This window comes from Paenibacillus sp. FSL R7-0048 (assembly GCF_038004505.1).
Lineage (GTDB): Bacteria > Bacillota > Bacilli > Paenibacillales > Paenibacillaceae > Paenibacillus_AQ > Paenibacillus_AQ odorifer.
The window spans coordinates 2,362,397-2,383,664 of record NZ_JBBORF010000001.1; the positions used below are offsets into that span (position 1 = coordinate 2,362,397).

Genomic DNA, 21,268 nt, shown 5'->3' on the forward strand with positions numbered 1-21,268 from the left:
TATGCTTGTTGTAGGAAAAGAATCCTTTTGCGCTTATCACACGATTCAAGAGGCGGTAGATTCACTAGAGCAGGGGCCATCCGGTCAAGCGGATACGCTTTATATTTTGTCAGGGGTCTATAAAGAGGCAGTGCGGATTTATCGTTCTAATCTTACGATCATAGGGATTGGCTACGTGGAGATTGTTATGAATCGTTACGCGAAAGAGCGTGATGAAGCGGGCGAAGAAATCAATACATTCTCTACACCAACGTTATTTCTGGGCGGGAGCCATCTGGTCTTGGAGAATCTGGTGATTACCAATAATGCAGGGCAGGGTGAAAATATCGGGCAGGCGGTAGCCGTGCATGCTAATTGTGATCAAACCGTATTTAGAAATTGCACCTTAAAAGGGCATCAGGATACGTTATTCACGGGACCTTTGCCACCTGCACCCAAAGAGCGATCTACGTTTGGAGGTATACCACTGAGAGAACACCATGCCCAATATCGGCAGTTGTATCAGCATTGCTATATAGAGGGAACAGTGGACTTTATATTTGGTGGGGCTACAGCTTATTTTGACAGATGTGAAATTTGCAGCTTGCGCCATAGTGAGAATCAAGCAGGTTATATCACGGCAGCCTCCACACCCGAGGGACAATCGTATGGTTATATTTTTAAAAATTGCTTTTTAACAGCGGCCCCTGATATTGCTCCGGTGTTTCTGGGCCGTCCTTGGCGTGAGTATGCTAAAACCGTATTTGTAGATTGCCAGTTGGGTGCACATATTCATCCACTTGGCTGGGATAACTGGGACAACACCGCTAATGAACAAACCGTTAGTTATCAGGAATATGGCGTGAAGGATGCAATTCTCTTGAGTAAGCAACGTGTGTCTTGGGCAGATTGCTTTGAAGATGGCGACGAGACGCTGGATAAAGAGTTTGTTTTTGCTGGAACGGATTTTTGGAAATAGATAATTTAATTAACGAGTACACAAGTAAAAAACGGTAGTCTAGACAGAAGCATAAAGTCTTAGACTGCCGTTTTATTTAAATGTTGTATCACTTTATTTTTAATATGATCTTTCCTTTAGCTCTGCCCGATTCAGAATACTCCATCGCTTTCTGCGCCTCTAAAAAAGGAAACACTTGATCAATAACAGGTTTTATTTGTCCGGATTCAATAAGCTCTGAAATGACTTCTAATTGACTGCCACTTGGTTTCATGAACAGAAAGCTGTATTTGACCTTGTGTTTTGCCTCTAATTTGCTCAGCTTCCGGGTAATCAAGCGAAAAATATTAGTTTTTATGAACCCAGCTCCATACTCTTTTCCGAAGCGTGCATTAGGCAACCCTGAAACCGATACAATTTGTCCTCCTTGTTTGACTGTTTTAAAAGCTTTTTCTAATGTTTCACCGCCAATGGTATCGAATACTCCATCATAATTTTGTAAAATCTTATCAAATGCTTCGGTTTTATAATTGATAATTTGATCGGCTCCAAGTGACTTGACCAATTCTGCTCCAGCATCGCTTGTAGTAGTAGCCACGTATATCCCCATCGTTTTGGCAAGTTGGATAGCAAAGGTGCCAACACCGCCCGCTCCCGCTTGAATCAATACCTTTTGTCCTGCCGTTAGCTGTAATATATCATGTAATGCTTGATAAGAAGTAAGCCCGACTAATGGAATGGATGCAGCTTCCTCAAAGGAAAGATTGTGAGGTTTGAGAGCTATATCCTCTTCATGTACGGAGATATATTCTGCGAAGGTTCCGATTCTATCTTTTCTGGGCCGTCCGTAAATCTCATCACCTATCTTGAATTTTTTAACATTCTTTCCTACTTGGATGACAATCCCTGAAAAATCATTTCCTAAAACTAGGGGCATGTTGTATTTCAACAGCGTACGTACTTTGCCATCCCGCACTTTGAAATCGATAGGATTAATACTTGCTGCGTGGATCTCTGCCAATACATCGTAATCACCCACTGCGGGTGTTGGGATGTCGGCTAGTTGAAGAGGGGAATTCCCGTATTTTTTTATGCTCATTGCTTTCATCCTAAAAACTCCAATTCATTAATTATTCATTTTTGCTGATCCAGAAAAATAACTCATCTCAACAGGGGAGATGTTTTTTGATTTCGATTTGTCCTCGCTTTTATCTGAGCAGTCTCGGCGATATTTCCTTTGTTCCAGCTTCATATCAATAAAATCGACAACCTGCTGCAGCGAGGAGATTTGGCTGACGATGTTTTCTCGATGGTTTCTTAAATGCTCCACCAGTTCAGGATAATCCGCGGGATCAGCGTCGGCGGAGACCGCCAAAAATGGCTGCATTTCCTGCAAGGGCATGCCTGTTTTCTTGAGGCAGGATAGCAGCAGGATTGTATCTATGTCTTCCTGCCGGTAAACGCGATGCCCGTTGTCCTTCCGGTCTGCCCGGGGAAGCAGCGCGATCTTTTCGTAATAGCGGATCGTATCCTCGGATATTCCGGTTTGCACGGCGGTTTCTTTTATCGTAAACGTTTGCTCTGCCTTCATAGTGTACCTCCAGGAGATTGCTTTGTGTGTGCATTATACAACTTGGAGCTGACTCCAAGTCAAGACCTTATCTCTGGGACAAAATCTTTTTATTACGCCTTGACTTGGAGTCGACTCCAATTAATAAAATGTGCGTTATAAGAAGAAGATATCCCGAATTCAGGAGGAGATTTACAATGAGCACACAGCAACGTGAAAATATCGCATTGATTACAGGCGCTAACGCCGGGATTGGATTGGAATTAACTCGAAAATTGCTAGCGGAGGATTGGCAGGTGGTTGCTTTGAACCGTTCCGGTTTTCCAGCCGATGATGTGAACATCCAAAAAGCCATCAAAAACGGCTGGCTTCGTATTTATAAAACAACCGATCTCGCGGATTTTGCCAGCTTGAGAGGGACACTGGAAGAGATCAAAGGCAAGGAGCAGCGGATCGATATTTTGTTCAACAATGCCGGCGGGAGCTTCCCTGAACTGAGCTATTCGACACAGGGGCGCGAAAAGCACTATGAGTTGATGACCGTTGTGCCGTATATTATTTTAATGGAATTGAAGGATATCCTACAAAAAGGACGCTTAAAAACGGTGATCAACACCTCATCCTCAGCGCTTAAGTTTACGAAAGAGTTTACGATTGAAATCCTGGAGCGTCCCACAACCTTCCGCAAGCTTCTTGGTCCTTACGCCACCTCAAAGCTGGCATTATCGTTATGGACACAGGCCGCTGCGCCGCAGCTTGCTAACGAGGGCATCATGATTCGCAGTGTTGATCCGGGTAGCAATAACACGCTGCGAAAAGGAAAAAATTCTGGACTGCCTCTAATAGTTAAACCGTTGATGAAGCTGTTTTTCTCTCCGCCTACCCACGGCGCCGACCAATTGTATGAGGGTGCTCTGGGAGAACACCGTGGGGAGACGGGGGTGTTTCTTTGGAAAGGCCAGGTTGCTGATTTGAAATTTAAGGATCAAGCCCGGAATGTTTTGGAAAGGATTAGTGATATTTACGAAAATGAGTATCTTCGTTATTAATCAGATCTTTAGTTGTCTCTAATTATTTTTTGTAATTCCTCCAAACGTATGAGATAATAGAGTTTTTCCGTTGATTCTATTTTTCATGGCATGGTAGAGATGCCTGATCAAATATTGGAGGTAGGCTTGTTGGCGAAACAGTATCCTTTTGAATATGATCGGACCAAACCTTTTATGGAGCAAGTAGGGGAATGGGTCGGAGATGTATTCTATGAAATTCTTCCTGAGGCTGGATTTGAAGTACGTGATGAACAGATATACATGGCCTTTCAGGTAGAGCGAGCTTTTGCCGAGAAAAAGACGATTTTTGCTGAGGCAGGGGTCGGAACAGGCAAGACATTAGTGTATTTGTTGTATAGCATTTGTTATGCGCGTTATATGGGCAAACCTGCGATTATTGCATGTGCGGACGAGTCCTTGATTGAGCAGCTTGTGAAACCGGAAGGCGATATCGCCAAGCTTGCGAAGCATCTGAACATGAATATTGATGCTAGACTAGCGAAATCTCCGGATAAATATATGTGTCTGAAAAAGCTGGATCAGGCTCGGAACCATGATGATGAAAGCTTACCACTGGAGAGCTTGTACAGTACATTACCTGATTTTGTACATTCACATGCACCGATGCAGCAATTCCATGCTTATGGAGACCGCAGAGATTACCCTGATCTGAATGACGAACAATGGAACAAGATTAACTGGGATACGTTTCAGGACTGCTTTACTTGCGATATGCGTCACCGCTGCGGGCAGACCTTGTCCCGTGATCATTACCGGAAATCAAGTGATCTGATCATTTGTTCCCACGATTATTACATGGAGCATATTTGGACCTATGAAGCGCGTAAGCGGGAAGGGCAAATCCCTTTGCTTCCGGATCACTGTGCGGTTGTATTCGATGAAGGACATTTATTAGAATCAGCGGCCATGAAGGCGCTTGGCTATAAGATGAAGCATGTCGTCTTTGAAGAATTGATTTCTCGCCTGCTACAGAATGAAATCCGTGAAACGCTGGCGGTTCTGATTGATGAAGCGATCATGCAAAGTGAGCAAATGTTCAAAGCGATTCGCCGTCAATGCCGAAACATACCGGGATCAGATCGGAAAAGCATTGCGCTGAATGCTTCATTGATTCGTGAGGTACACCGGATGCGGAGTGTAATTGCTGCTATCGAAGAAGAATTAGTATTCGAGAGCGGACTCTACACGATTGATGAATACCAACTGCGAATTGTGGAGGAACGTTTGGAGACCATAGAGATCGCTTTGCGATTGTTTGAGGATTCAGGGGCTCTAATCTGCTGGGCGACAGAAGAAAGCGATGGTCTAACGCTGTCGGTCATGCCACGAAATGTCAAAGAGGTACTTCAAGACAGCCTGTTCACGCAAAAAATGCCAATCGTATTCTCATCGGCTACATTGTCTGTGGATAAATCATTCCAATACTTGAAGGACAGTCTTGGGATACAAGATTTTTTATCCTTCTCTGTAGACTCACCTTATGACTATGAGCACCAGATGAATGTCTATGTGCCAGAGCTTCAGAGTGGGGATTTTGCTGAGAAAATGGAAATTTCCCTGAAGCTTATTCAGCGGACTGAAGGTAGAGCGCTGCTACTGTTCCGTACTCGTGAAGAGCTTCTGCAATTCAAGCAGCTTAACTCATTACGACCGGAAAGCAGTTCATATTCATTTTTATATGAAGGGGATCAAGAAATCAGCTATTTGATTTCGGCGTTCCAACGGGATGAGCATAGCGTGTTATGTGCGGTCACCTTATGGGAGGGGCTGGACATCCCTGGACCTTCATTATCTAATGTGATCATATGGTCGCTGCCGTATCCTCCGCTTGATCCAGTGTTTATGGCAAAACGGGCGGAAACCTCCACTCCCTTTGAAGATGTGGATTTGCCTTACATGCTGTTAAGACTTAAACAAGGGATGGGGCGGCTGATTCGAACCGGTACAGATCAAGGAATTGTAACTGTACTTGCGGAAGAGGAAGGGCAACATCCGGTACACGAATATATAACTTCTGTACTTCCAAAAGGGACTCGATTACAGAAGCTGGAAGCTTAAATATCACTAACGATTATAATTGCTCCTTTGGTGAGGCAGATGCTACGGCATTTATGTTTCACTCGAAGGAGCTTTTTTGTCTAAAATTAAGCATAAGTATTCCTAATCTTACGGATAGGATATTGGTATTTAACTTCCGGGCGGTGTCGTATTATTGTTGAGTCATGGGATGTATTTATACAGCATCATCTAGAGATTCATCAAGGAGTGTATACGACATGGGTCAATCAGAAGGTTTGTATCAACCAGATCACAACAAAAAGGTTGGGTTTGCATTAGGGATAGGGCTAACCTTAGTTATCGCATTATTGGCGAAATTTTTAGCGGGTTTTCCATTCCTATCTATTATGGGGCAATTGGTCATTGCCATCTTAATCGGGATTATTTGGCGAGCTACGATAGGAGTGCCAAATAGCATCACACATGGCACCGATTTTTCCAGTAAAAAACTGCTTCGTCTTGGGATTATCTTGCTCGGTATGCGGCTTAATCTAAAGGATATCGTTGCGGCAGGACCCCGGGTATTTCTTTTGGCAGTCATCGTCATTATATTTGCGATCTCCGTTGTATACGGACTGGCTCGACTGTTCAAAGTAGATAAGCGCCTCAGTATCTTAACTGCCTGCGGAACTGCGATTTGCGGTGCGGCAGCGGTGGTTGCCATCGCTCCACAGATAAAAGCCAAAGATGACGAAACTGCTATTGGTGCAGCTATAGTAGCTATATTAGGCACAATATTTACACTGCTGTACACATTTTTATATCCTTTTCTCGGCTTATCAGATTTAGGTTATGGGGTATTCTCAGGAGCGACTTTACATGAAATTGCTCACGTTATCGCGGCTGCGGATGCTGGTGGAAATGCTGCCGTTGATATGGCGGTCATCGTTAAATTAACCCGGGTGGCTTTACTTGTGCCGGTGGCTATTTTAATTGGGATTTGGTCCAATCGTGAAGAAAGAAAAGTGCAAGGTGGAGCGGCAAAAGCTTCGTGGAAAAGCATTCCAATCCCTTGGTTTATTCTAGGATTTCTAGTTGTCAGTGGTGTGAATTCGTTAGGAATCGTCTCCGCATCAGTAGCCAATGGGATCGTTACGATTGCTTATATGTTAATCGCTATGGCGATGGCAGGGCTTGGATTAAACGTTGATTTGGCGGCATTTAGACGGCTTGGAATGAAGTCTTTTGCAGCGGGACTTATAGGTTCGGTCATGTTATCTTTAGTTGGATTTATGTTAGTTCACTTACTTGCGCTAGCGTAGTTAGCATGTACACCCTGAGTATGAAATGAGTTACTTCATATCCAAACAGCATCCTTCTCTTTATCATTTAGTGTGGTAGGATATGCATGAAATGAATGGAGGGACTTCAAGTGAAGTATTGCATAGGTGAATTTGCTTCCATTCTCGGGGTAACTGCGGATACGCTGAGATTATACGAGAAACATGATATTGTTAGGCCTACAAAAGATAACAGCAATAATTATAGATATTTTAATGATTTAGATGCAAGGGATCTGTTAATGAGCAGATGGTATCGCAGTATGGAAATTCCATTGCCCGAAGTGGCACTTCTGATGAAGGATTCCTCTATTGAGCAAGTTATGGGATTGATGCAGCAGTCTCAGCAGAGTTTAGAAGAAGAGATTAAGCAAAAGACGATGCTGCTAAACAAGATGAATGAAATTCATAAAGAGCTTAAGGAAATAGAGTCCTCATTATATATATGTAAACTTAAACAACTGCCAGGCATGTACAGGCTTAAGCAAACGGATAAAAATGCATTATTAAAAAATGATATCGTAAAAAGCCTCGTCAACACTTGGATGGATAGGCTTCCTTATGCGTTTTATTCTTTTAAGATTGAGGACGCGGGGGTGTTATCCGGTGATAATAACTTTGACTATAGCTGGGGGCTTACCTTACCCGAGGAGGAAGTGCAGAAATTTGCAATGGATATCGATGAATATGTAGAGTACATTAGCCCGAGTACCTGTATCTCTGCTATCATGTTATCTACGGATGGACATTATATCACGAAGAAATCTTTGCAGTTTATGATAGATTACATCGAAGCAAATGGTTATACCATAGCGGGTGATGTGGTGGGTAAATTAATGCTTACTGAAAAAATAGAAGGCAATAACCGCTCATATTTGGAAGTGAATATTCCAATTGTATAAGTTTATTTTTATAAACACCTGCTCTAAGAGCGGGTGTTTTTTCTTTTTGGACAAGAATTGGACATTGACCTTGGTGCTGCACCAATGTTTATACTTCGGTATATAGCTTGGCAACGTTCGGTAGATATGTATAGATATGAATGTGAAAAATATCACGTTCTTGGCGAGCTATAAGATATTAGATACTGGGGGAGAAGAGAATGCGCAACAGAAATTTCACCAAGAAAATGCTCATGTTAACTTTTTGTATGGTGCTGATCGTTTCCATGCTGAGCGGATGCAAAGGAAATGGGGAGTCGGCAAATTCGTCATCATCATCTTTTAAAGCCGGTACATTCGCAGGGGAAGCGGAAGGCAAAGAGGGCGTGATTAAAGTAGAAGTCACTATGGATGAGCCAGATAAAATTAAAGATATTAAGATCGTAAGCCAGTCAGAAACGGGTGGTCTAGGCGATAATGCACTTGAAAAAATAAAAGATCAAATTCTGGAAGGACAAACCTTGGCAGTAGATGCTGTTAGTGGTGCGAGTCTTTCCAGTGAAGCAATGCTCGCGGCAGTTGAAGATGCCGTAACCAAAGGTGGAGGAAATCTGGAAGTCCTTAAAGCCGGTGGCGTGCAAAAAGCAGGTGAAGGTAAAACGGAAAAGCTTGAATCAGACGTAGTGGTAGTAGGCGCCGGTGCATCTGGTGTGTCCGCAGCGGTAACTGCTGCTGATAAAGGTGCCAAGGTTATTATTATCGAAAAAACAGGAGTTATCGGGGGAGCAAGTAATCTATCCTGGGCCGGTAAGTTCTATAATTCTTCCGCAGCTACTGACAATAATCTTAAAGTAAATGTGGAAAAAGAAATTGCCGATTGGATTGTCAACAATCACTGGAGAGTTGACGCTGCAGCGATTAGACAATACGTAACGAAATCTGGCGAAACTTATGATTGGTTAGCAGAAAAAGGGTATAAAACCAGCTTCCTAAACTTCTTCGGAGAGCAGCTGCATGTACTGCCAGCTTATGAAACCCGGGAAGAGACCCTTCGGAAAATGTTGGCTGAATCGGTTGAACAAAAAGGTGGACAAGTGATCACCGAAACCACTGCCAAAAAGCTGATTACCAATGAAGCAGGAGAAGTTACAGGTATTGTGGCTGAGAAATCGGACGGGACTACTCTTGAAATCACAGCCAAAAGTGTCGTAATGGCAACAGGCGGTTATGCCGCAAATTCGGAAATGGTTAAAGAAGCTTTTGGTTTTGAAGGGGTTAACGGAGGACTAGGTCAGAATGTTGGGGAAGGTCTGAAGATGGCTTGGGAAGCAGGAGCCAAGGTTCCTGATAACTTCGGTGGACAAATGCTGCACCAAACATTAGCCAGAGCAACACAAGGACTAAAAACACAATATGAGCCTTTTGAAGCAAGTTATCCGCTGATGTTGACGTATCTGCCTAACTTCATGAATGTCGGTTCTTCCGGAGCACGTTTCAGAGATGAAGCAGCTACATTAACATCGGTCGCAGCAGCTAATACGAGTGCATTTAATGGTGCTTATCATATGGTTATCGTATCAAAATCTCAATTGGCTGCTCTTCAGTCCAAGGGGATGAAAGGTGTTAACGCACCAAGCCTGCCAGGAATGCCACCAGAATTTTATGCCGAATTTGCAGATCAATTCACGTTAGAGAATCCATGGGTAAATGCAGAAAAGGTGTTTGATTCTATGGTAGAAAACGGAGATGGCTTCAAAGGAAATACAATCGAAGAATTAGCAACAAATGCAGGTATGGATGTAGATGTGTTTGTAGAAAATTACAATAGTTATAAAGAAGCTACAAAAACTGGTGTGGATACTGAATTTGGTAAAGCTGCTGATTATTTAGAGCCAATGGGCGAAGAAGGACCGTATTATGCCATCGTCGCTGAAATCAACAACTTGGGTTCTGTGGGTGGCTTGCTGGTAAACACTAAGTTCCAAGTGCTAAATGATAAACGTACACCAGTAAAAGGATTGTTTGCTGTAGGGCTTGAATCGGAAGGCGTATTATTCAATGATACCTATGTGGGCAATGGGGTCGGAATTGGTTATTCCTTTACCTCAGGTCGTCTAGGTGGAGAGAGCGCGGCAAACAGTGCTTTGAAAGCTAATTAACGACAATTTCCCGGAAAATAATTCAATCTTTTTAAAGCCGCAGAGTAGACAACTCTGCGGCTTTTTTTTACTGGAGATTAGAGCCAATCTTCTTTTAGCAAAGATTTAAGAAGCTCTACATTTGTTACTCCCAGCTTGGCAGCGATCTGCTGCTCTAATTCAATTTTGGTGATCATCATTCTGTTATTGCATTCTATACCCTTTGGAGTGAGGACAATATTTTTGTCACGCTGATTTCCTTCGACTTCAACGGCTTGGACATAACCACGGGATAACATGCCTTGAATGCTTTTATGCGTGCCCTGTCTTGAAATATGAATTATTCTACTGATTTCTGAGATCGATAACATTTCTCGGGCCTCAAGAACTGCAAGAATGTGGGATTCGGTCTTATTGATTTGATCCGGGTCTTTGTCTGTCACTATTTTACGTAAAGCTAGATGCTTCTCACTGAGTAAATCAATCAGGTTCATTTTTTGCAGCTGTTTATTCATTAGAACACTCCTAAATGATGGCTCGTTTATCCCAGTATAAGTCATTTGCGATTATTGTCAACTTGGTTGACTTGATTTGAGAATTTGTGTTATTGTAATCCAAGTTGACAATATAGAGATAAAAGGAGCTTGAAGATGGGAAGAAACAAAAAAGAAGCATTTTTATTTACGTTCATCATGTGTTTTTTGATGGTACTGGGGATGAGTATTTACAATGTAGCACTAATGGAGGGTTGGTCAGGCACGTTAGTTAAGGATGTGATTGTCGGCTACTTGCCTGCATTTATAGTTGCACTCATTCTAGATGTATTTGTTGTAGGCAAGGTTGCGAAGGGGATCGCGCATAAGCTGGTTAAAGAGAATGAGCCGATGATCAAAAAAATCATGTTTATATCCTTTTTTATGGTGACCGGAATGGTATTGTTCATGTCCTTCTATGGCGCAGTTCTCCATGTTGGATTTTCTGCTGAGCTACCAAGAGCTTATCTGTCTGCCATAGGTAAAAATTTTATTTTTGCACTTCCACTGCAAATCATTTTAGTTGGGCCGCTTACACGATTTATTTTTGTGAAAATTACTCCAGCTGTGTCTGCGTAGGGAATAAATCAATAGAAGCAATGTACAACAAAACGCTCTCCGTCTGCCCGAATAAGCAGAAGAGAGCGTTTTTTTTAGATGAGAAACGTTTATCTATGGCTCGCTCGTTTACGCAAGCACGTGAACTCTCTTTTTTACAGGTTCGAGTAGATTTAGGGCATACTCATTTCCGCTACCTTTGGGACAATCGTTACGGATATGCTCCTCCAGACATAATCTGGAATTGTGATCCGCTTGATAATCAGGATGATTATCCAGATACCCCATTAGGGCTTGCCATGAGCCGTAGATATCATCAGTACTTTCTGTCAAAGCATAGAGGCCGCCGTCGAGGCGCATTTCTTTTAGGTGAGCTGGTATCTTCACATTTTCCGGAATTGAGGCACAGAATCCATATCCGTAAGGTTTATTCTCACCACTTGGATGCGGGTTCGTATTGCCGCCAAACAGCCGTGCTGTGCCTAATAGTTGACTAGCGTCCAGCCAATCATTAACTGGAATCATAGCTTCATCTTCTGGAGAGGTACTAACGGCAACATTGTAGGCAAATCTCATAGCTGGGAGAGTAATGAATCTTACATGAATAGGGGTAGAGTGATTAATAGTTGGCATAGATATAACCTCCTCAGTTTTAGTCATACCATCCGATGGACTGCATGACTTTTCGTTTAGTTCAGATAATAATTGATTTGTAATGGGTTCCTCGAGATGGGCGGATATCCACTGTAAAAAGAGATGGATTTCACCTTCTCTATTTGTTAGTTCTGTTTTTTGATTGTGAATAGAAGCCGCTTGCTGGCTGAGCGCTTCGTACATGGACTGAACGGACATATTTTTAAGCACGGTTCCAATATCCTTGATGCTAATATCCAGCTTTCTTAATAATGAGGTAACCCGAATGGCGAGTATTGCTTTCTCATCATAAATCCGCCAGCCAGAGCTGCTGTCCCGCTTACTTTCAAACAATCCTTGTGCTTCCCAGTGACGCAGAGTCCGACTCGTCAGTCCGAATTGCGCAGAAAGCTTATCAATGGTAACAAATCCGCTCATAGACAACTCCCATTTCATAGTTTGATAAGGCGCCTTATGTGGATTATTTTAGCATTTAACGTTACGTCAATTGCAAGGAGAATTAATGATTGGGTATTCGACATAATTTACATTTCTCATACAAAACATTGTCCAGTATTTAACGTCCAGCTTCTACAATCAAGATATTGGTAGAATGTACCTATTGCAATATGAGGCTTTATACGGAGGATGATATTGTTGAAAGCTAGGTCTATGCATCTAACTATGAAATGGAAGTTGATTTTGAGTTTTTCCGCCGTTGTTCTTTTCTTTTTGGGAGTAGCGTTTTATCAAAACCATAAAATCAGTCAAGTAGAGATTTCTATGGAAACGCAAAAAGCTGAGATGGAAAAACGAATTACCGTGTCTATAATTACGCAGTTGCTGCAGGAAATGAATGCGGTAGAATCTTCGTTAGCGGGTTCGAGTGATTTGGAGTTCGTCCAACCCTTTAAGGACAAGCAAACAAAGCTGATTAAAGAGTTGGCGACGGTGAATTTTGCGGCAGGTTCGCAGGCATTTAAAGAGTTAGAACAATTACATAGTCAGATTGGGGAATATACGGGATATTTTGACGAATTGGTAAAGACCATAGAAGACGAGCAGCTTGATCCCATGAGTGTGCTGGAACAAATCGATGAATTACATACGAAAGCTACAGCGTTGAGTGAAGTCATGCTAGTGACTAATGAACAATTGTATACGGCAGCAGCAGAGAATGCAGAAAAAGCACAGGATTATTCTTTTGATCTGCTTAATCTGACCACCTCTATAGTTGCTTACGCAGCTGTGCTAGTGTTTATTTTCACATTAGTGATTGCGGTTATGCTCATACGTTCCTTCCTCAATCCTATTCATAAACTGCAAGTGGCTCTGCGAAAAATAGCCGAAGGAGATTTGCGTCAGCAGATTAATTCACCTTACAACGATGAGTTGGGCAGTTTGAGTCATCATTTTGATCATATGGTGGAGCGGGTCCGGGAAATGCTTCAGCATACCCAGTCAGTAGCCTCTTCGCTGGCAACTTATTCGCATTCTTTTCAAGAATCTTCATCTATAACGGCGCATACGAATCAAGATATCGTAAGCACTATACAGGAAATCTCGGTAGGCGCAGAACAGCAGGCAGGACAATCTGAGCAGAGCGCTGGCCTGATTCAGGAGCTGGAACGTGAAGTGAATGAGATCACGGAGTATACCGAGGTTATGCTGGCTACCAGTCAAACGGCTAATCACAATACTCGCAAAGGATCTGAATCCGTCATCGCCCTCCGGGAGGTGTCTGAGCATTCGCGAGAATCTGTTAATAAAGTATATCTGGCTTTAACCAAACTGAGTGATCAATCAAAGGACATCTCGCGCATCACTAAATCCATAACAGATATATCTAATCAGACCAATATCCTCTCACTTAACGCAGCAATTGAAGCAGCCCGGGCGGGTGCCTACGGAAAAGGGTTCGCTGTCATCGCTGATGAAGTAAGACAATTATCTGTGCAGACCAAAGAGTCCTCCGTACATATCAGTCAGATTATTAGCGAGCTGCAATCCGGGATGGATGAATTCCAGCAATATATGCTGGTGACCAAAGGAAATCTTGAGGAACAGGATCATAAAGTGGCCGAAACGTTGTCCTCTTTTGAAGCGATTGATCATTCTATTGTGGAGATTAGTAAACAGATTGGGCAAATTCACGACAAAGTGGATATGACTCAGACTATGAACCGTAGACTCGCGGAATCTGTTCATGCCGTCGCGGCCATCGCCGAGGAAACTGCGGCCGGGGTACAAGAGGTGAACGCCTCCAGCGTACAGCAGGATCATGCTATCCGTGATATAGCCCGTCAAGCCATTGAGATTAATGAAATTTCGCAGAATTTATTCAAAGAAATCAACATTTTTAAGATTGATTCGGATGGGGACGATGGGGTCAGATATGAAGGTGACAGGGATACAAAGCATGCTGGCAATCCAGAAGCCGGGGACACATTAGGAGACGTATTAGGAGATGATACATTAGGTGCTGGTGATCCTCCAGATGATAGCGGTACTCCAAATGATGGTGGTACACCAAATGCAGACGGTTCTAAAGAGGGGGCTTATCTGACAATCTCTGCTTAGCTCAGCGGGAAATGGCATTCGTAGCGTAAGGTGGAGTAGAGAGTAGAGAGTAGAGAGTAGAGAGTAGAGTCTAGAGATTAGAGTTTATAGAATAGAGTTTAGAGATGAGAGGCTAAAGTTTAGCGCTTAGTGAGGTTCTACCTGCCGTTTTGATTTTAAGTGTATTTTATACAACTAAAAAAGTTTGTATTTAGCTTGATTAGGGTTTAGTTGTATTTAGTGCAGTTATTTCGAGGAGAAATGACGATAACGGTGGTTTGGTGGGGATATAATTGCATGAAATACAACTAAAACCAGATGGGAGTGCACATACCTGAAAATAGTTGTATAGAGTGCAATTAAATCAACGTATAATTGTGTTTGGTTACATGAAGAAGCTGGCTCATTCGTGAGAGTGTCCACGAAAAGCCAGCTTTTTATCGTAGTAACATAGTTGGTAATTAGTCCTCATAAGTTTGATTTAGGGTGCTAACTAACGCTGGGAGCCAGTCGCTTAGAGTGAGAAACTTGTATCCCTCCGATTGAGCTTTAGCTGTATCCATAAACCAGGATTGTGTGATCCCGAATGGAGAATTATGCGCATCCGCTGTTTCGCTTTGAATGACGGCTTGTTTTCCGGTCTCTTTTTCAATCAGCGAGATAAGGTCTTTAATACTAACCTTACCGTCTGAGCAAGCGTTGAGAGGACCCGTCACCGTCGAGTTGCCGAGCCAATACAGAAAATCAGCAGCTTCGTCCGAACGGATAAAACAGATATTTGCATCTGGATTCGGAATCCCGATGGGCAGTTCGTTACGTACATGTTCAATATGAAAATGGAGTCTTCGTGTATAATCGTCAGTTCCCAGAACAATCGGAAAGCGGACAGCAGCTACAGGGAAGTTAGCTTGTTGGATAAGGACAGCTTCCGCAAGTCTTTTCCCCTCCTGATAGGTGAAATCCTTTCGTCCTCCATAACGAATTGGGTACGTTTCAGGATCGAATATCTCTTCCGTCAGCGCTTGCTCACTGAAATCATAGACAGATAAACTTGAAGTCAGTATGTAACGCGTGGTTTTGCCGTCAAAAATACGGCGCGCCTGATCCGCTTCATCAGGTGAAAAACAAATATTATCGTAAACTACATCCCAACTCGTATCACCTAATGCTTGAGCGAAGGCCTCCGGTTGAGACCGATCCACCTGTATCCGGTGAACGAGATCGCCAAAAGGATCGCTTGTTTCCCCGCGCGTTAATATGGTGACTTCGTTCTTAGAATCCTCAAGCAGATGCTCGACCAAACGTTTTCCAAAAAAGCGTGTGCCGCCTAAAATAAGAATCTTTCTCATCAACCTCACTCCTTGATTGCTATTAATGGTTATTAAAACGACTGTTTATTGGTTTATATAAAGCTTCTGACTCATTGTAGATAAGCAGCGGGATCAGCCAGATCAGCAGCAATGTATTGAGTTTTGAGTGATACAAATTGGACTAAAGGGAAAGAGTTAGTTTGATTGTACCTCGTGCAATAGAATTCGTATTAGAGTGGAGAAAATTTGATCCTATTGCACTCTATACAATCAATGGATGAGCAAGTGGCATTAAACTAACTTTTCACTAGAATCTATTGCAGAGAGTGCAGCAGATTCAATTTTTGCTGCCAGGACGGCGGATTCTGTTGCACAATATGCAACGTTTGTAGCTAGTTACCACAAACCGCCCAAACGCTAATTACACATTAAGCGCACTACTCGCAAATATATCTACTCGTTTTTAACGTAACGAGACACTTAGCTGCCCGAGATCCAGCTTAACGAAAAACTACGCCACCATACACATTCCTGGCGTGGTATAGTTCCAGCTGTTTGAACTGAATCCACCAGCTTGGAAGGTCTGGAAGCCTTGTAAGCTTTGGCTCGATACCGCCATTACAGGTTCCTGGCTTTCGTCCGCAAATACAAGCTCGATCAGCTCGGCAATTTCCCCATGTTCATACGCGGCTGCAAGGCGGCTCAAGACGATCTGCATGGCTGTGTCCTGTGGTAAGGAAGGACCATCGGCCTGAAGCAGCTCTTGTCTTACGAGAGGGAGGGCTTGCCGGGCTCGGTGCAGAGCGGCTTTTATTGCCCCTTCTGTGGTATCGAGAATGTCGGCAGCTTCCATTGCAGAGTGTCCCAATACATCTCGAAGCAGGAACACCGCCTGTTGCAGCGGAGACAAATGACCCTGTAGTGCTTGAAAAGCAGCTTCGATCTCAAATGAACCATACTCCGCAGAGGCCTCAGTGGGGGACTGATCCAGCTCCAACACTCGTGACAAGGTGGCTTTTCGCCGCATGATATCAATCCATGTGTTTCGGGCAATCCGAAAAAGCAATGCCTCAGGATTTGGGTGATTTGTAGAACGGGTATGATGAGTAGAATTTGTAGGAATCGTAGAATGCATTGCAGATTTTGTAGACGGTGCAGTCTTAGATGGCGTTACAGCCTTAGCAGACGTTGCAGTATTAGCAGACGTTGCAGTCTTAGATGGCGTTACAGCCTTTGCAGCCGTTGCAGCCGTAGAAACCATATAGTTCATTTGATTAGTTTGATTAGTTTGATTAGTTTCAAGTTTTTGATTAGCTCCATTAGCTCCATTAGCTTCATTAGCTTTATCATTTTCAATGGCTTTATTTTGTTTAACTTCATTCATTGGACTGTTCCTATTATTTGCACTCGTTGAGTCCGAAGTCTTCATATAACCTAGGGCCTTGACCCATGTATCCTGAGCTAAATCATCGGCATCCCACGGGGATTGTGTCAATGCAAGACAATATCGCTTCAGAGCTTTCTGCAAAGACCTGGTGTTACTTTCATCCGGCGCATCTCCGGTGCTAAGCTTCTCAAGGATGATCACTCTGCATAACTCCTTTTCCAGTAAGGTGATTTCGATTACTTCTAATAATAAACGAATGAGCAGGAAATTAAGATACGCAATTTTAAAAAATAAAAATTCTCACGCCTAACGTATCCTATCCCCATACTAATCCGTTTACAGGGTAGATTTCAAAACTCTAAAACAGATGGAGGTCGAATACGGATGGCGTACGTTCCTTATGTAGTCGAACAAACGAATCAAGGTGAAAGATCTTACGATATTTATTCGCGGCTGTTGAAGGACCGTATAGTGTTCGTAGGTGCGGAAATTGAGGATCAGCTGGCTAACAGTATTGTTGCCCAGTTATTGTTTTTATCAGCAGAAGATCCGGATAAAGATATACACATGTATATTAATTGTCCAGGTGGCTCTATCACCGCAGGCTTCAGTATTTATGACACGATGCAGCTTATTAAACCGCCGGTGAATACCATTTGTACAGGAATGGCGGCTTCCTTTGGTTCTTTGTTGTTATTGGCTGGGGCCAAAGGGAAACGTTATGCCTTGCCGAATAGCGAGATTATGATTCATCAGCCGCATGGTGGGGCGCAGGGGCAAGCTAGTGACATTGCGATCAGTGCCAAACGTATTTTGAAGGCAAGGGAAGTGCTTGTGCAAATTACAGCGGACCGAACTGGGCAGACGGTAGAGAAGGTACTGCAAGATATGGATCGAGATTATTTCATGTCAGCCGATGAGGCGGTTGAATACGGAATTATCGATAAGGTCATCACAAATCTCTAAGACGAAGGAGTGAAGAAGGCTATGCTGGAGGTTTTGCAGGGAAAAGAGGTAACAATCTATTTTGTGGATGGCTCCAACGCTACAAAAGGAGTGCTGGAAACGGTAAGTGAAAAGATCGTCAAATATCGGACGGATTTTGAAGAGTTTTATATTCCAATCAGCTCGATCTGTTCTATCTCTCTAGATACCAAAACGCGTGAACGAGCCAAAGTAGGATTCACACAATAACATCAATAACATCATCTGTATAAAAATGGGCTAGGAGCTCCACAGCTCCTAACCCGTACTTTCCCGAATAGCCAAATAATGAGCCACATTTGCATGATGCGGCACAACGGTCTCCCCTTTAATCAGCTTGATTAAGGTTCGAGTGGCGGTCATCCCAATCTCCGTTCCTGAGTATTCAACCGAGGAAAGCTTAGGTCGAACGATAGAGGCAATGAAGCTGTTATCAAATCCGAACACGGCAACATCAGCTGGCACCCGTAGACCGTTATCGATTAAATGATTCATGGCTCCAACTGCCATCCAATCTGTAGAGCAAAACACCGCAGTAGGTAACTCTCCGCTATCCATAATTCGGCGCATGGCGTCGCTCCCATCTTCGACGGCCATCGCACTTTCTACTACCCATTCTTTTCTTAAGGTTATGCCTGCATCCATAAGGGCTTGTAGATAGCCTTTATACCGATCCCCACCCACCGCATTATCTCCCGAGCCGCGAATCATAGCGATTTTGCGATGACCTTTTTGAATCAGATAAGTAACAGCTTCATAAGAGGCAGTTATATTGTCCAGATGAACGGAAGGAATCGTATCCACCTGCGATTGTTGCCCGACAAGCACGCAAGGTGTATTTGAGCTGCGGATGATCTCCAAATGTTCATGGTTTGGAATAGAACCCACAAATATATTTCCTTCTGTCCCCATCCGCTGGAACATCTTCAAATAATGTTGTTCACTTTCTGCACTGCCGTCCGTTAATCCGACCATAATGTCGTATCCATACAAATCCGCGAGATCGCGAATGCCAACATTGAAGTCATCCAGTACAGTGTTGCTATTCTGCGGAATGATCACACCGATCAGCTGTGTATTAGCTTTGTCCGTTTCAAGGCCGATGACATTCGAACGGTAGTTGGTTTGTTTAATAGCTTCCAGTACTCGTTTACGGACATCATCGTTAACTGGTTTGCTGTTATTGATTACCCTGGACACCGTAGAGATCGAAACGTTCGCCAATTGGGCTATATCTTTTATCTTTACCTTCAAGAAGATCACCATAACTTTCCATATGATTCACTTGGTGTTTCAACTCTCGCAAGCATATCACGGATAGCTTCAAGAATCCAAAAGATTGTTGTTGACCTAGGAAATAAAAGGTCCTATAATGATCGCTGAAGGAAAATTATTTCCTTGAAAAAAGCTTGTTTTGAACGATAAAGTTGAATTTTTGCTAAAAACAATAACTGAATTATTAATTCTAATGAATTTCGGGAAAATATTTTCCTGCGAAGGGTATATGAATACGAAGGAGCTGCATGCATTGAACAGAACATGGTGGAAAGAAGCCACAGCGTATCAAATTTACCCACGGAGCTTTATGGACAGCAATGGTGATGGTGTAGGCGATCTGCAGGGAGTCATTTCTAAACTTGATTATTTGCAGGAGCTTGGCATCAATGTCATTTGGATCTGTCCTATTTATAAATCCCCAAATGATGATAATGGTTATGATATTTCGGATTATCAGGATATTATGGCGGAGTTCGGCAGCATGGCCGACTTTGATCAGCTGCTGCACGAGGTTCATGCACGAGGCATGAAGCTGATTCTGGATCTAGTGATTAATCATACTTCGGACGAACATCCATGGTTTGTTGAAGCACGTTCAAGCAAGGATAATCCGAAGCGGGATTATTATATTTGGAGTGATCCCAAGGACGGGAAGGAGCCGAATAACTGGGAGAGTATTTTCAGCGGTTCGATTTGGGAGCTTGATCCCGCCACAGAGCAATATTTTATGCATGTATTTTCCAAAAGACAGCCAGACCTCAACTGGGAGAATCCTGAGGTGCGCCGTGAATTGTATAGCATGGTCAACTGGTGGCTGGACAAAGGAATCGACGGCTTCCGGGTGGATGCCATTTCACATATTAAAAAAATCACCGGACATCCCGATCTGCCGAATCCACAGAATCTTCCGTATGTTCCGTCTGGCGATGGGCACATGAACCGTGAAGGGATTCACGATTTCTTGCAGGAGCTCAAGCAGGAGACGTTTGACCGATATGACATCATGACGGTTGGCGAAGCGAGTGGTGTAAATGTTGATCAGGCGGAGTCGTGGGTGGGTGAAGAGCAAGGCAAATTTAATATGATTTTTCAATTCGAGCATTTAGCTCTTTGGAATAAGAGTGTGACTGGTGGATTGGATGTTCTGCAGCTAAAATCAGCGCTCTCCCGTTGGCAAAAAGGTCTTGAGGGCAGAGGCTGGAACGCATTGTTCATCGAAAATCACGACCAGCCGCGTTCAGTTTCTACTTGGGGAAATGATGGCCAGTATTGGAAAGAGTCAGCTAAATCGTTGGCTACGATGTATTTCCTGATGCAGGGAACACCATTTATTTATCAAGGTCAAGAAATTGGGATGACCAATGTAAGATTTGAATCAATGGATGATTACGATGATGTGGCGATGAAGAACTTGTATCGTTTGGAGACTGAAGCCGGTAAACCACATGAGGAAGTCATGGAGGTAATCTGGAAGAACGGTCGGGACAACTCTAGAACACCAATGCAATGGAGCGACTCTGAAAACGCTGGTTTCAGCAGTGGCAAGCCATGGATGAAGGTGAATCCGAATTATACGGAAATCAATGTGGAGCGGGCGAAGCAGGACCCTTATTCCATCTATCATCATTACAAAAAGCTTATCGCTCTTCGGGCTGCTAATCCCGTTACTGTTTACGGGACTTATGATCTCATTTTGCCTGAAGATGAACGTATTTATGCTTATACGCGGACGCTTGGAAATGAAAAACTGCTGGTCATGTCTAACCTGACAGCAGAGGAAGCGCTGTTTGACCTTCCATTTGATTTGGAGTTTGATACTAGTGAATTGCTCTTGCATAACTATGAGGTTGATCCTGCGGAGTCGATTGAGACTGTCGCATTACGGCCTTACGAGTCCCGTGTGTATATGCTGGTTAACGCACCTGTAGAGCAAGAGGGTAGCAGTGAACTTGTACCTGCACAAGAGTTAAGTGAAGCTTCTTTTCCAGAAACCATTTAATATATTTATTGTAATTCAAAGCGCCCAGTTATCCGGGCGCTTTTTTTGTTGCGTTTAATGTAGGACTCTTGCACAAAATGAATGCGCTTACCT

The 21,268-nt window shown here is 43.2% G+C and carries 18 protein-coding genes; 11 read left to right on the forward strand and 7 right to left on the reverse strand.

What is annotated here, in order from left to right; genetic code table 11:
- Position 1 precedes the first annotated feature (1 nt).
- A complete protein-coding gene (locus tag NSQ91_RS10250) occupies positions 2–958 on the forward strand; it encodes a pectinesterase family protein (protein ID WP_076304404.1) in 957 nt (318 codons plus the stop codon).
- Positions 959–1,046: 88 nt separating this feature from the next.
- On the opposite strand, the gene NSQ91_RS10255 is transcribed toward NSQ91_RS10250, so the two are convergent.
- Both NSQ91_RS10255 and NSQ91_RS10260 read right to left on the reverse strand, forming a co-directional pair.
- Positions 1,047–2,045, reverse strand: coding sequence for an NADP-dependent oxidoreductase (locus tag NSQ91_RS10255; protein ID WP_076304405.1), 999 nt, complete (start codon positions 2,043–2,045; stop codon positions 1,047–1,049).
- A gap of 18 nt (positions 2,046–2,063) precedes the next feature.
- Positions 2,064–2,528 (reverse strand): MerR family transcriptional regulator, encoded by a 465-nt coding sequence (locus NSQ91_RS10260; protein ID WP_076278599.1) that lies wholly within the window; start codon positions 2,526–2,528, stop codon positions 2,064–2,066.
- Between the two features lie 176 nt (positions 2,529–2,704).
- Between NSQ91_RS10260 and NSQ91_RS10265 the strand changes: the two genes are divergently transcribed.
- The 5 genes from NSQ91_RS10265 to NSQ91_RS10285 all read left to right on the forward strand — a co-directional run bounded on the left by NSQ91_RS10265 (position 2,705) and on the right by NSQ91_RS10285 (position 9,955).
- Positions 2,705–3,556, forward strand: a complete 852-nt coding sequence (locus NSQ91_RS10265; RefSeq protein ID WP_076304406.1) for an SDR family NAD(P)-dependent oxidoreductase — start codon at positions 2,705–2,707, stop codon at positions 3,554–3,556.
- 174 nt (positions 3,557–3,730) lie between these two features.
- Positions 3,731–5,635 (forward strand): ATP-dependent DNA helicase, encoded by a 1,905-nt coding sequence (locus NSQ91_RS10270; RefSeq protein WP_370510779.1) that lies wholly within the window; start codon positions 3,731–3,733, stop codon positions 5,633–5,635.
- Between the two features lie 218 nt (positions 5,636–5,853).
- Complete coding sequence (locus tag NSQ91_RS10275) at positions 5,854–6,897, forward strand: YeiH family protein (RefSeq protein ID WP_076184311.1); 1,044 nt, start codon at positions 5,854–5,856, stop codon at positions 6,895–6,897.
- A gap of 110 nt (positions 6,898–7,007) precedes the next feature.
- On the forward strand, positions 7,008–7,817 hold the full coding sequence (locus NSQ91_RS10280) for a MerR family transcriptional regulator (protein WP_076124994.1): 810 nt from the start codon (positions 7,008–7,010) through the stop codon (positions 7,815–7,817).
- 200 nt (positions 7,818–8,017) lie between these two features.
- A complete protein-coding gene (locus NSQ91_RS10285) occupies positions 8,018–9,955 on the forward strand; it encodes an FAD-dependent oxidoreductase (protein WP_076304407.1) in 1,938 nt (645 codons plus the stop codon).
- A 77-nt stretch (positions 9,956–10,032) separates the two neighbouring features.
- Here the strand turns inward: NSQ91_RS10285 and NSQ91_RS10290 are convergent, their stop codons facing one another.
- A complete protein-coding gene (locus NSQ91_RS10290; RefSeq protein ID WP_076184313.1) occupies positions 10,033–10,449 on the reverse strand; it encodes a MarR family winged helix-turn-helix transcriptional regulator in 417 nt (138 codons plus the stop codon).
- Positions 10,450–10,584: 135 nt separating this feature from the next.
- Between NSQ91_RS10290 and NSQ91_RS10295 the strand changes: the two genes are divergently transcribed.
- Positions 10,585–11,046, forward strand: a complete 462-nt coding sequence (locus NSQ91_RS10295) for a DUF2798 domain-containing protein (protein ID WP_076124997.1) — start codon at positions 10,585–10,587, stop codon at positions 11,044–11,046.
- A 108-nt stretch (positions 11,047–11,154) separates the two neighbouring features.
- Here NSQ91_RS10295 and NSQ91_RS10300 read toward each other — a convergent pair whose 3' ends face one another.
- Positions 11,155–12,096, reverse strand: coding sequence for a MerR family transcriptional regulator (locus NSQ91_RS10300; protein ID WP_076304408.1), 942 nt, complete (start codon positions 12,094–12,096; stop codon positions 11,155–11,157).
- 345 nt (positions 12,097–12,441) lie between these two features.
- Between NSQ91_RS10300 and NSQ91_RS10305 the strand changes: the two genes are divergently transcribed.
- A complete protein-coding gene (locus tag NSQ91_RS10305) occupies positions 12,442–14,238 on the forward strand; it encodes a methyl-accepting chemotaxis protein (protein ID WP_179088179.1) in 1,797 nt (598 codons plus the stop codon).
- Positions 14,239–14,678: 440 nt separating this feature from the next.
- Here the strand turns inward: NSQ91_RS10305 and NSQ91_RS10310 are convergent, their stop codons facing one another.
- Both NSQ91_RS10310 and NSQ91_RS10315 read right to left on the reverse strand, forming a co-directional pair.
- On the reverse strand, positions 14,679–15,566 hold the full coding sequence (locus NSQ91_RS10310) for an NAD-dependent epimerase/dehydratase family protein (RefSeq protein WP_076304410.1): 888 nt from the start codon (positions 15,564–15,566) through the stop codon (positions 14,679–14,681).
- Positions 15,567–16,038: 472 nt separating this feature from the next.
- Positions 16,039–17,115: a sigma factor-like helix-turn-helix DNA-binding protein gene (locus tag NSQ91_RS10315; RefSeq protein ID WP_076304411.1), complete on the reverse strand. Its 1,077-nt coding sequence runs from the start codon at positions 17,113–17,115 to the stop codon at positions 16,039–16,041.
- Positions 17,116–17,298: 183 nt separating this feature from the next.
- On the opposite strand from NSQ91_RS10315, the gene clpP reads away from it, so the two are divergent.
- Both clpP and NSQ91_RS10330 read left to right on the forward strand, forming a co-directional pair.
- Complete coding sequence (gene clpP, locus NSQ91_RS10325) at positions 17,299–17,880, forward strand: ATP-dependent Clp endopeptidase proteolytic subunit ClpP (protein ID WP_036679301.1); 582 nt, start codon at positions 17,299–17,301, stop codon at positions 17,878–17,880.
- A 21-nt stretch (positions 17,881–17,901) separates the two neighbouring features.
- A complete protein-coding gene (locus tag NSQ91_RS10330) occupies positions 17,902–18,108 on the forward strand; it encodes a hypothetical protein (RefSeq protein ID WP_076304412.1) in 207 nt (68 codons plus the stop codon).
- Positions 18,109–18,156: 48 nt separating this feature from the next.
- On the opposite strand, the gene NSQ91_RS10335 is transcribed toward NSQ91_RS10330, so the two are convergent.
- A complete protein-coding gene (locus tag NSQ91_RS10335) occupies positions 18,157–19,152 on the reverse strand; it encodes a LacI family DNA-binding transcriptional regulator (protein WP_256716514.1) in 996 nt (331 codons plus the stop codon).
- Positions 19,153–19,426: 274 nt separating this feature from the next.
- On the opposite strand from NSQ91_RS10335, the gene NSQ91_RS10340 reads away from it, so the two are divergent.
- The gene (locus tag NSQ91_RS10340) at positions 19,427–21,175 is read left to right on the forward strand and encodes a glycoside hydrolase family 13 protein (RefSeq protein ID WP_081391864.1); all 1,749 of its coding nucleotides are present in this window, start codon (positions 19,427–19,429) and stop codon (positions 21,173–21,175) included.
- Positions 21,176–21,268: the final 93 nt, after the last annotated feature.

What these genes read in the sequence shown, in the direction of transcription:
- NSQ91_RS10300 (WP_076304408.1), bottom strand. Translation starts at nt 12,096, where the DNA reads ATGAGCGGATTTGTTACCATTGATAAGCTTTCTGCGCAATTCGGACTG.
- NSQ91_RS10255 (WP_076304405.1), bottom strand. Translation starts at nt 2,045, where the DNA reads ATGAAAGCAATGAGCATAAAAAAATACGGGAATTCCCCTCTTCAACTA.
- NSQ91_RS10295 (WP_076124997.1), top strand. Translation starts at nt 10,585, where the DNA reads ATGGGAAGAAACAAAAAAGAAGCATTTTTATTTACGTTCATCATGTGT.
- NSQ91_RS10275 (WP_076184311.1), top strand. Translation starts at nt 5,854, where the DNA reads ATGGGTCAATCAGAAGGTTTGTATCAACCAGATCACAACAAAAAGGTT.
- NSQ91_RS10265 (WP_076304406.1), top strand. Translation starts at nt 2,705, where the DNA reads ATGAGCACACAGCAACGTGAAAATATCGCATTGATTACAGGCGCTAAC.
- NSQ91_RS10260 (WP_076278599.1), bottom strand. Translation starts at nt 2,528, where the DNA reads ATGAAGGCAGAGCAAACGTTTACGATAAAAGAAACCGCCGTGCAAACC.
- NSQ91_RS10330 (WP_076304412.1), top strand. Translation starts at nt 17,902, where the DNA reads ATGCTGGAGGTTTTGCAGGGAAAAGAGGTAACAATCTATTTTGTGGAT.
- clpP (WP_036679301.1), top strand. Translation starts at nt 17,299, where the DNA reads ATGGCGTACGTTCCTTATGTAGTCGAACAAACGAATCAAGGTGAAAGA.
- NSQ91_RS10310 (WP_076304410.1), bottom strand. Translation starts at nt 15,566, where the DNA reads ATGAGAAAGATTCTTATTTTAGGCGGCACACGCTTTTTTGGAAAACGT.
- NSQ91_RS10305 (WP_179088179.1), top strand. Translation starts at nt 12,442, where the DNA reads ATGGAAACGCAAAAAGCTGAGATGGAAAAACGAATTACCGTGTCTATA.
- NSQ91_RS10250 (WP_076304404.1), top strand. Translation starts at nt 2, where the DNA reads ATGCTTGTTGTAGGAAAAGAATCCTTTTGCGCTTATCACACGATTCAA.
- NSQ91_RS10285 (WP_076304407.1), top strand. Translation starts at nt 8,018, where the DNA reads ATGCGCAACAGAAATTTCACCAAGAAAATGCTCATGTTAACTTTTTGT.
- NSQ91_RS10270 (WP_370510779.1), top strand. Translation starts at nt 3,731, where the DNA reads ATGGAGCAAGTAGGGGAATGGGTCGGAGATGTATTCTATGAAATTCTT.
- NSQ91_RS10290 (WP_076184313.1), bottom strand. Translation starts at nt 10,449, where the DNA reads ATGAATAAACAGCTGCAAAAAATGAACCTGATTGATTTACTCAGTGAG.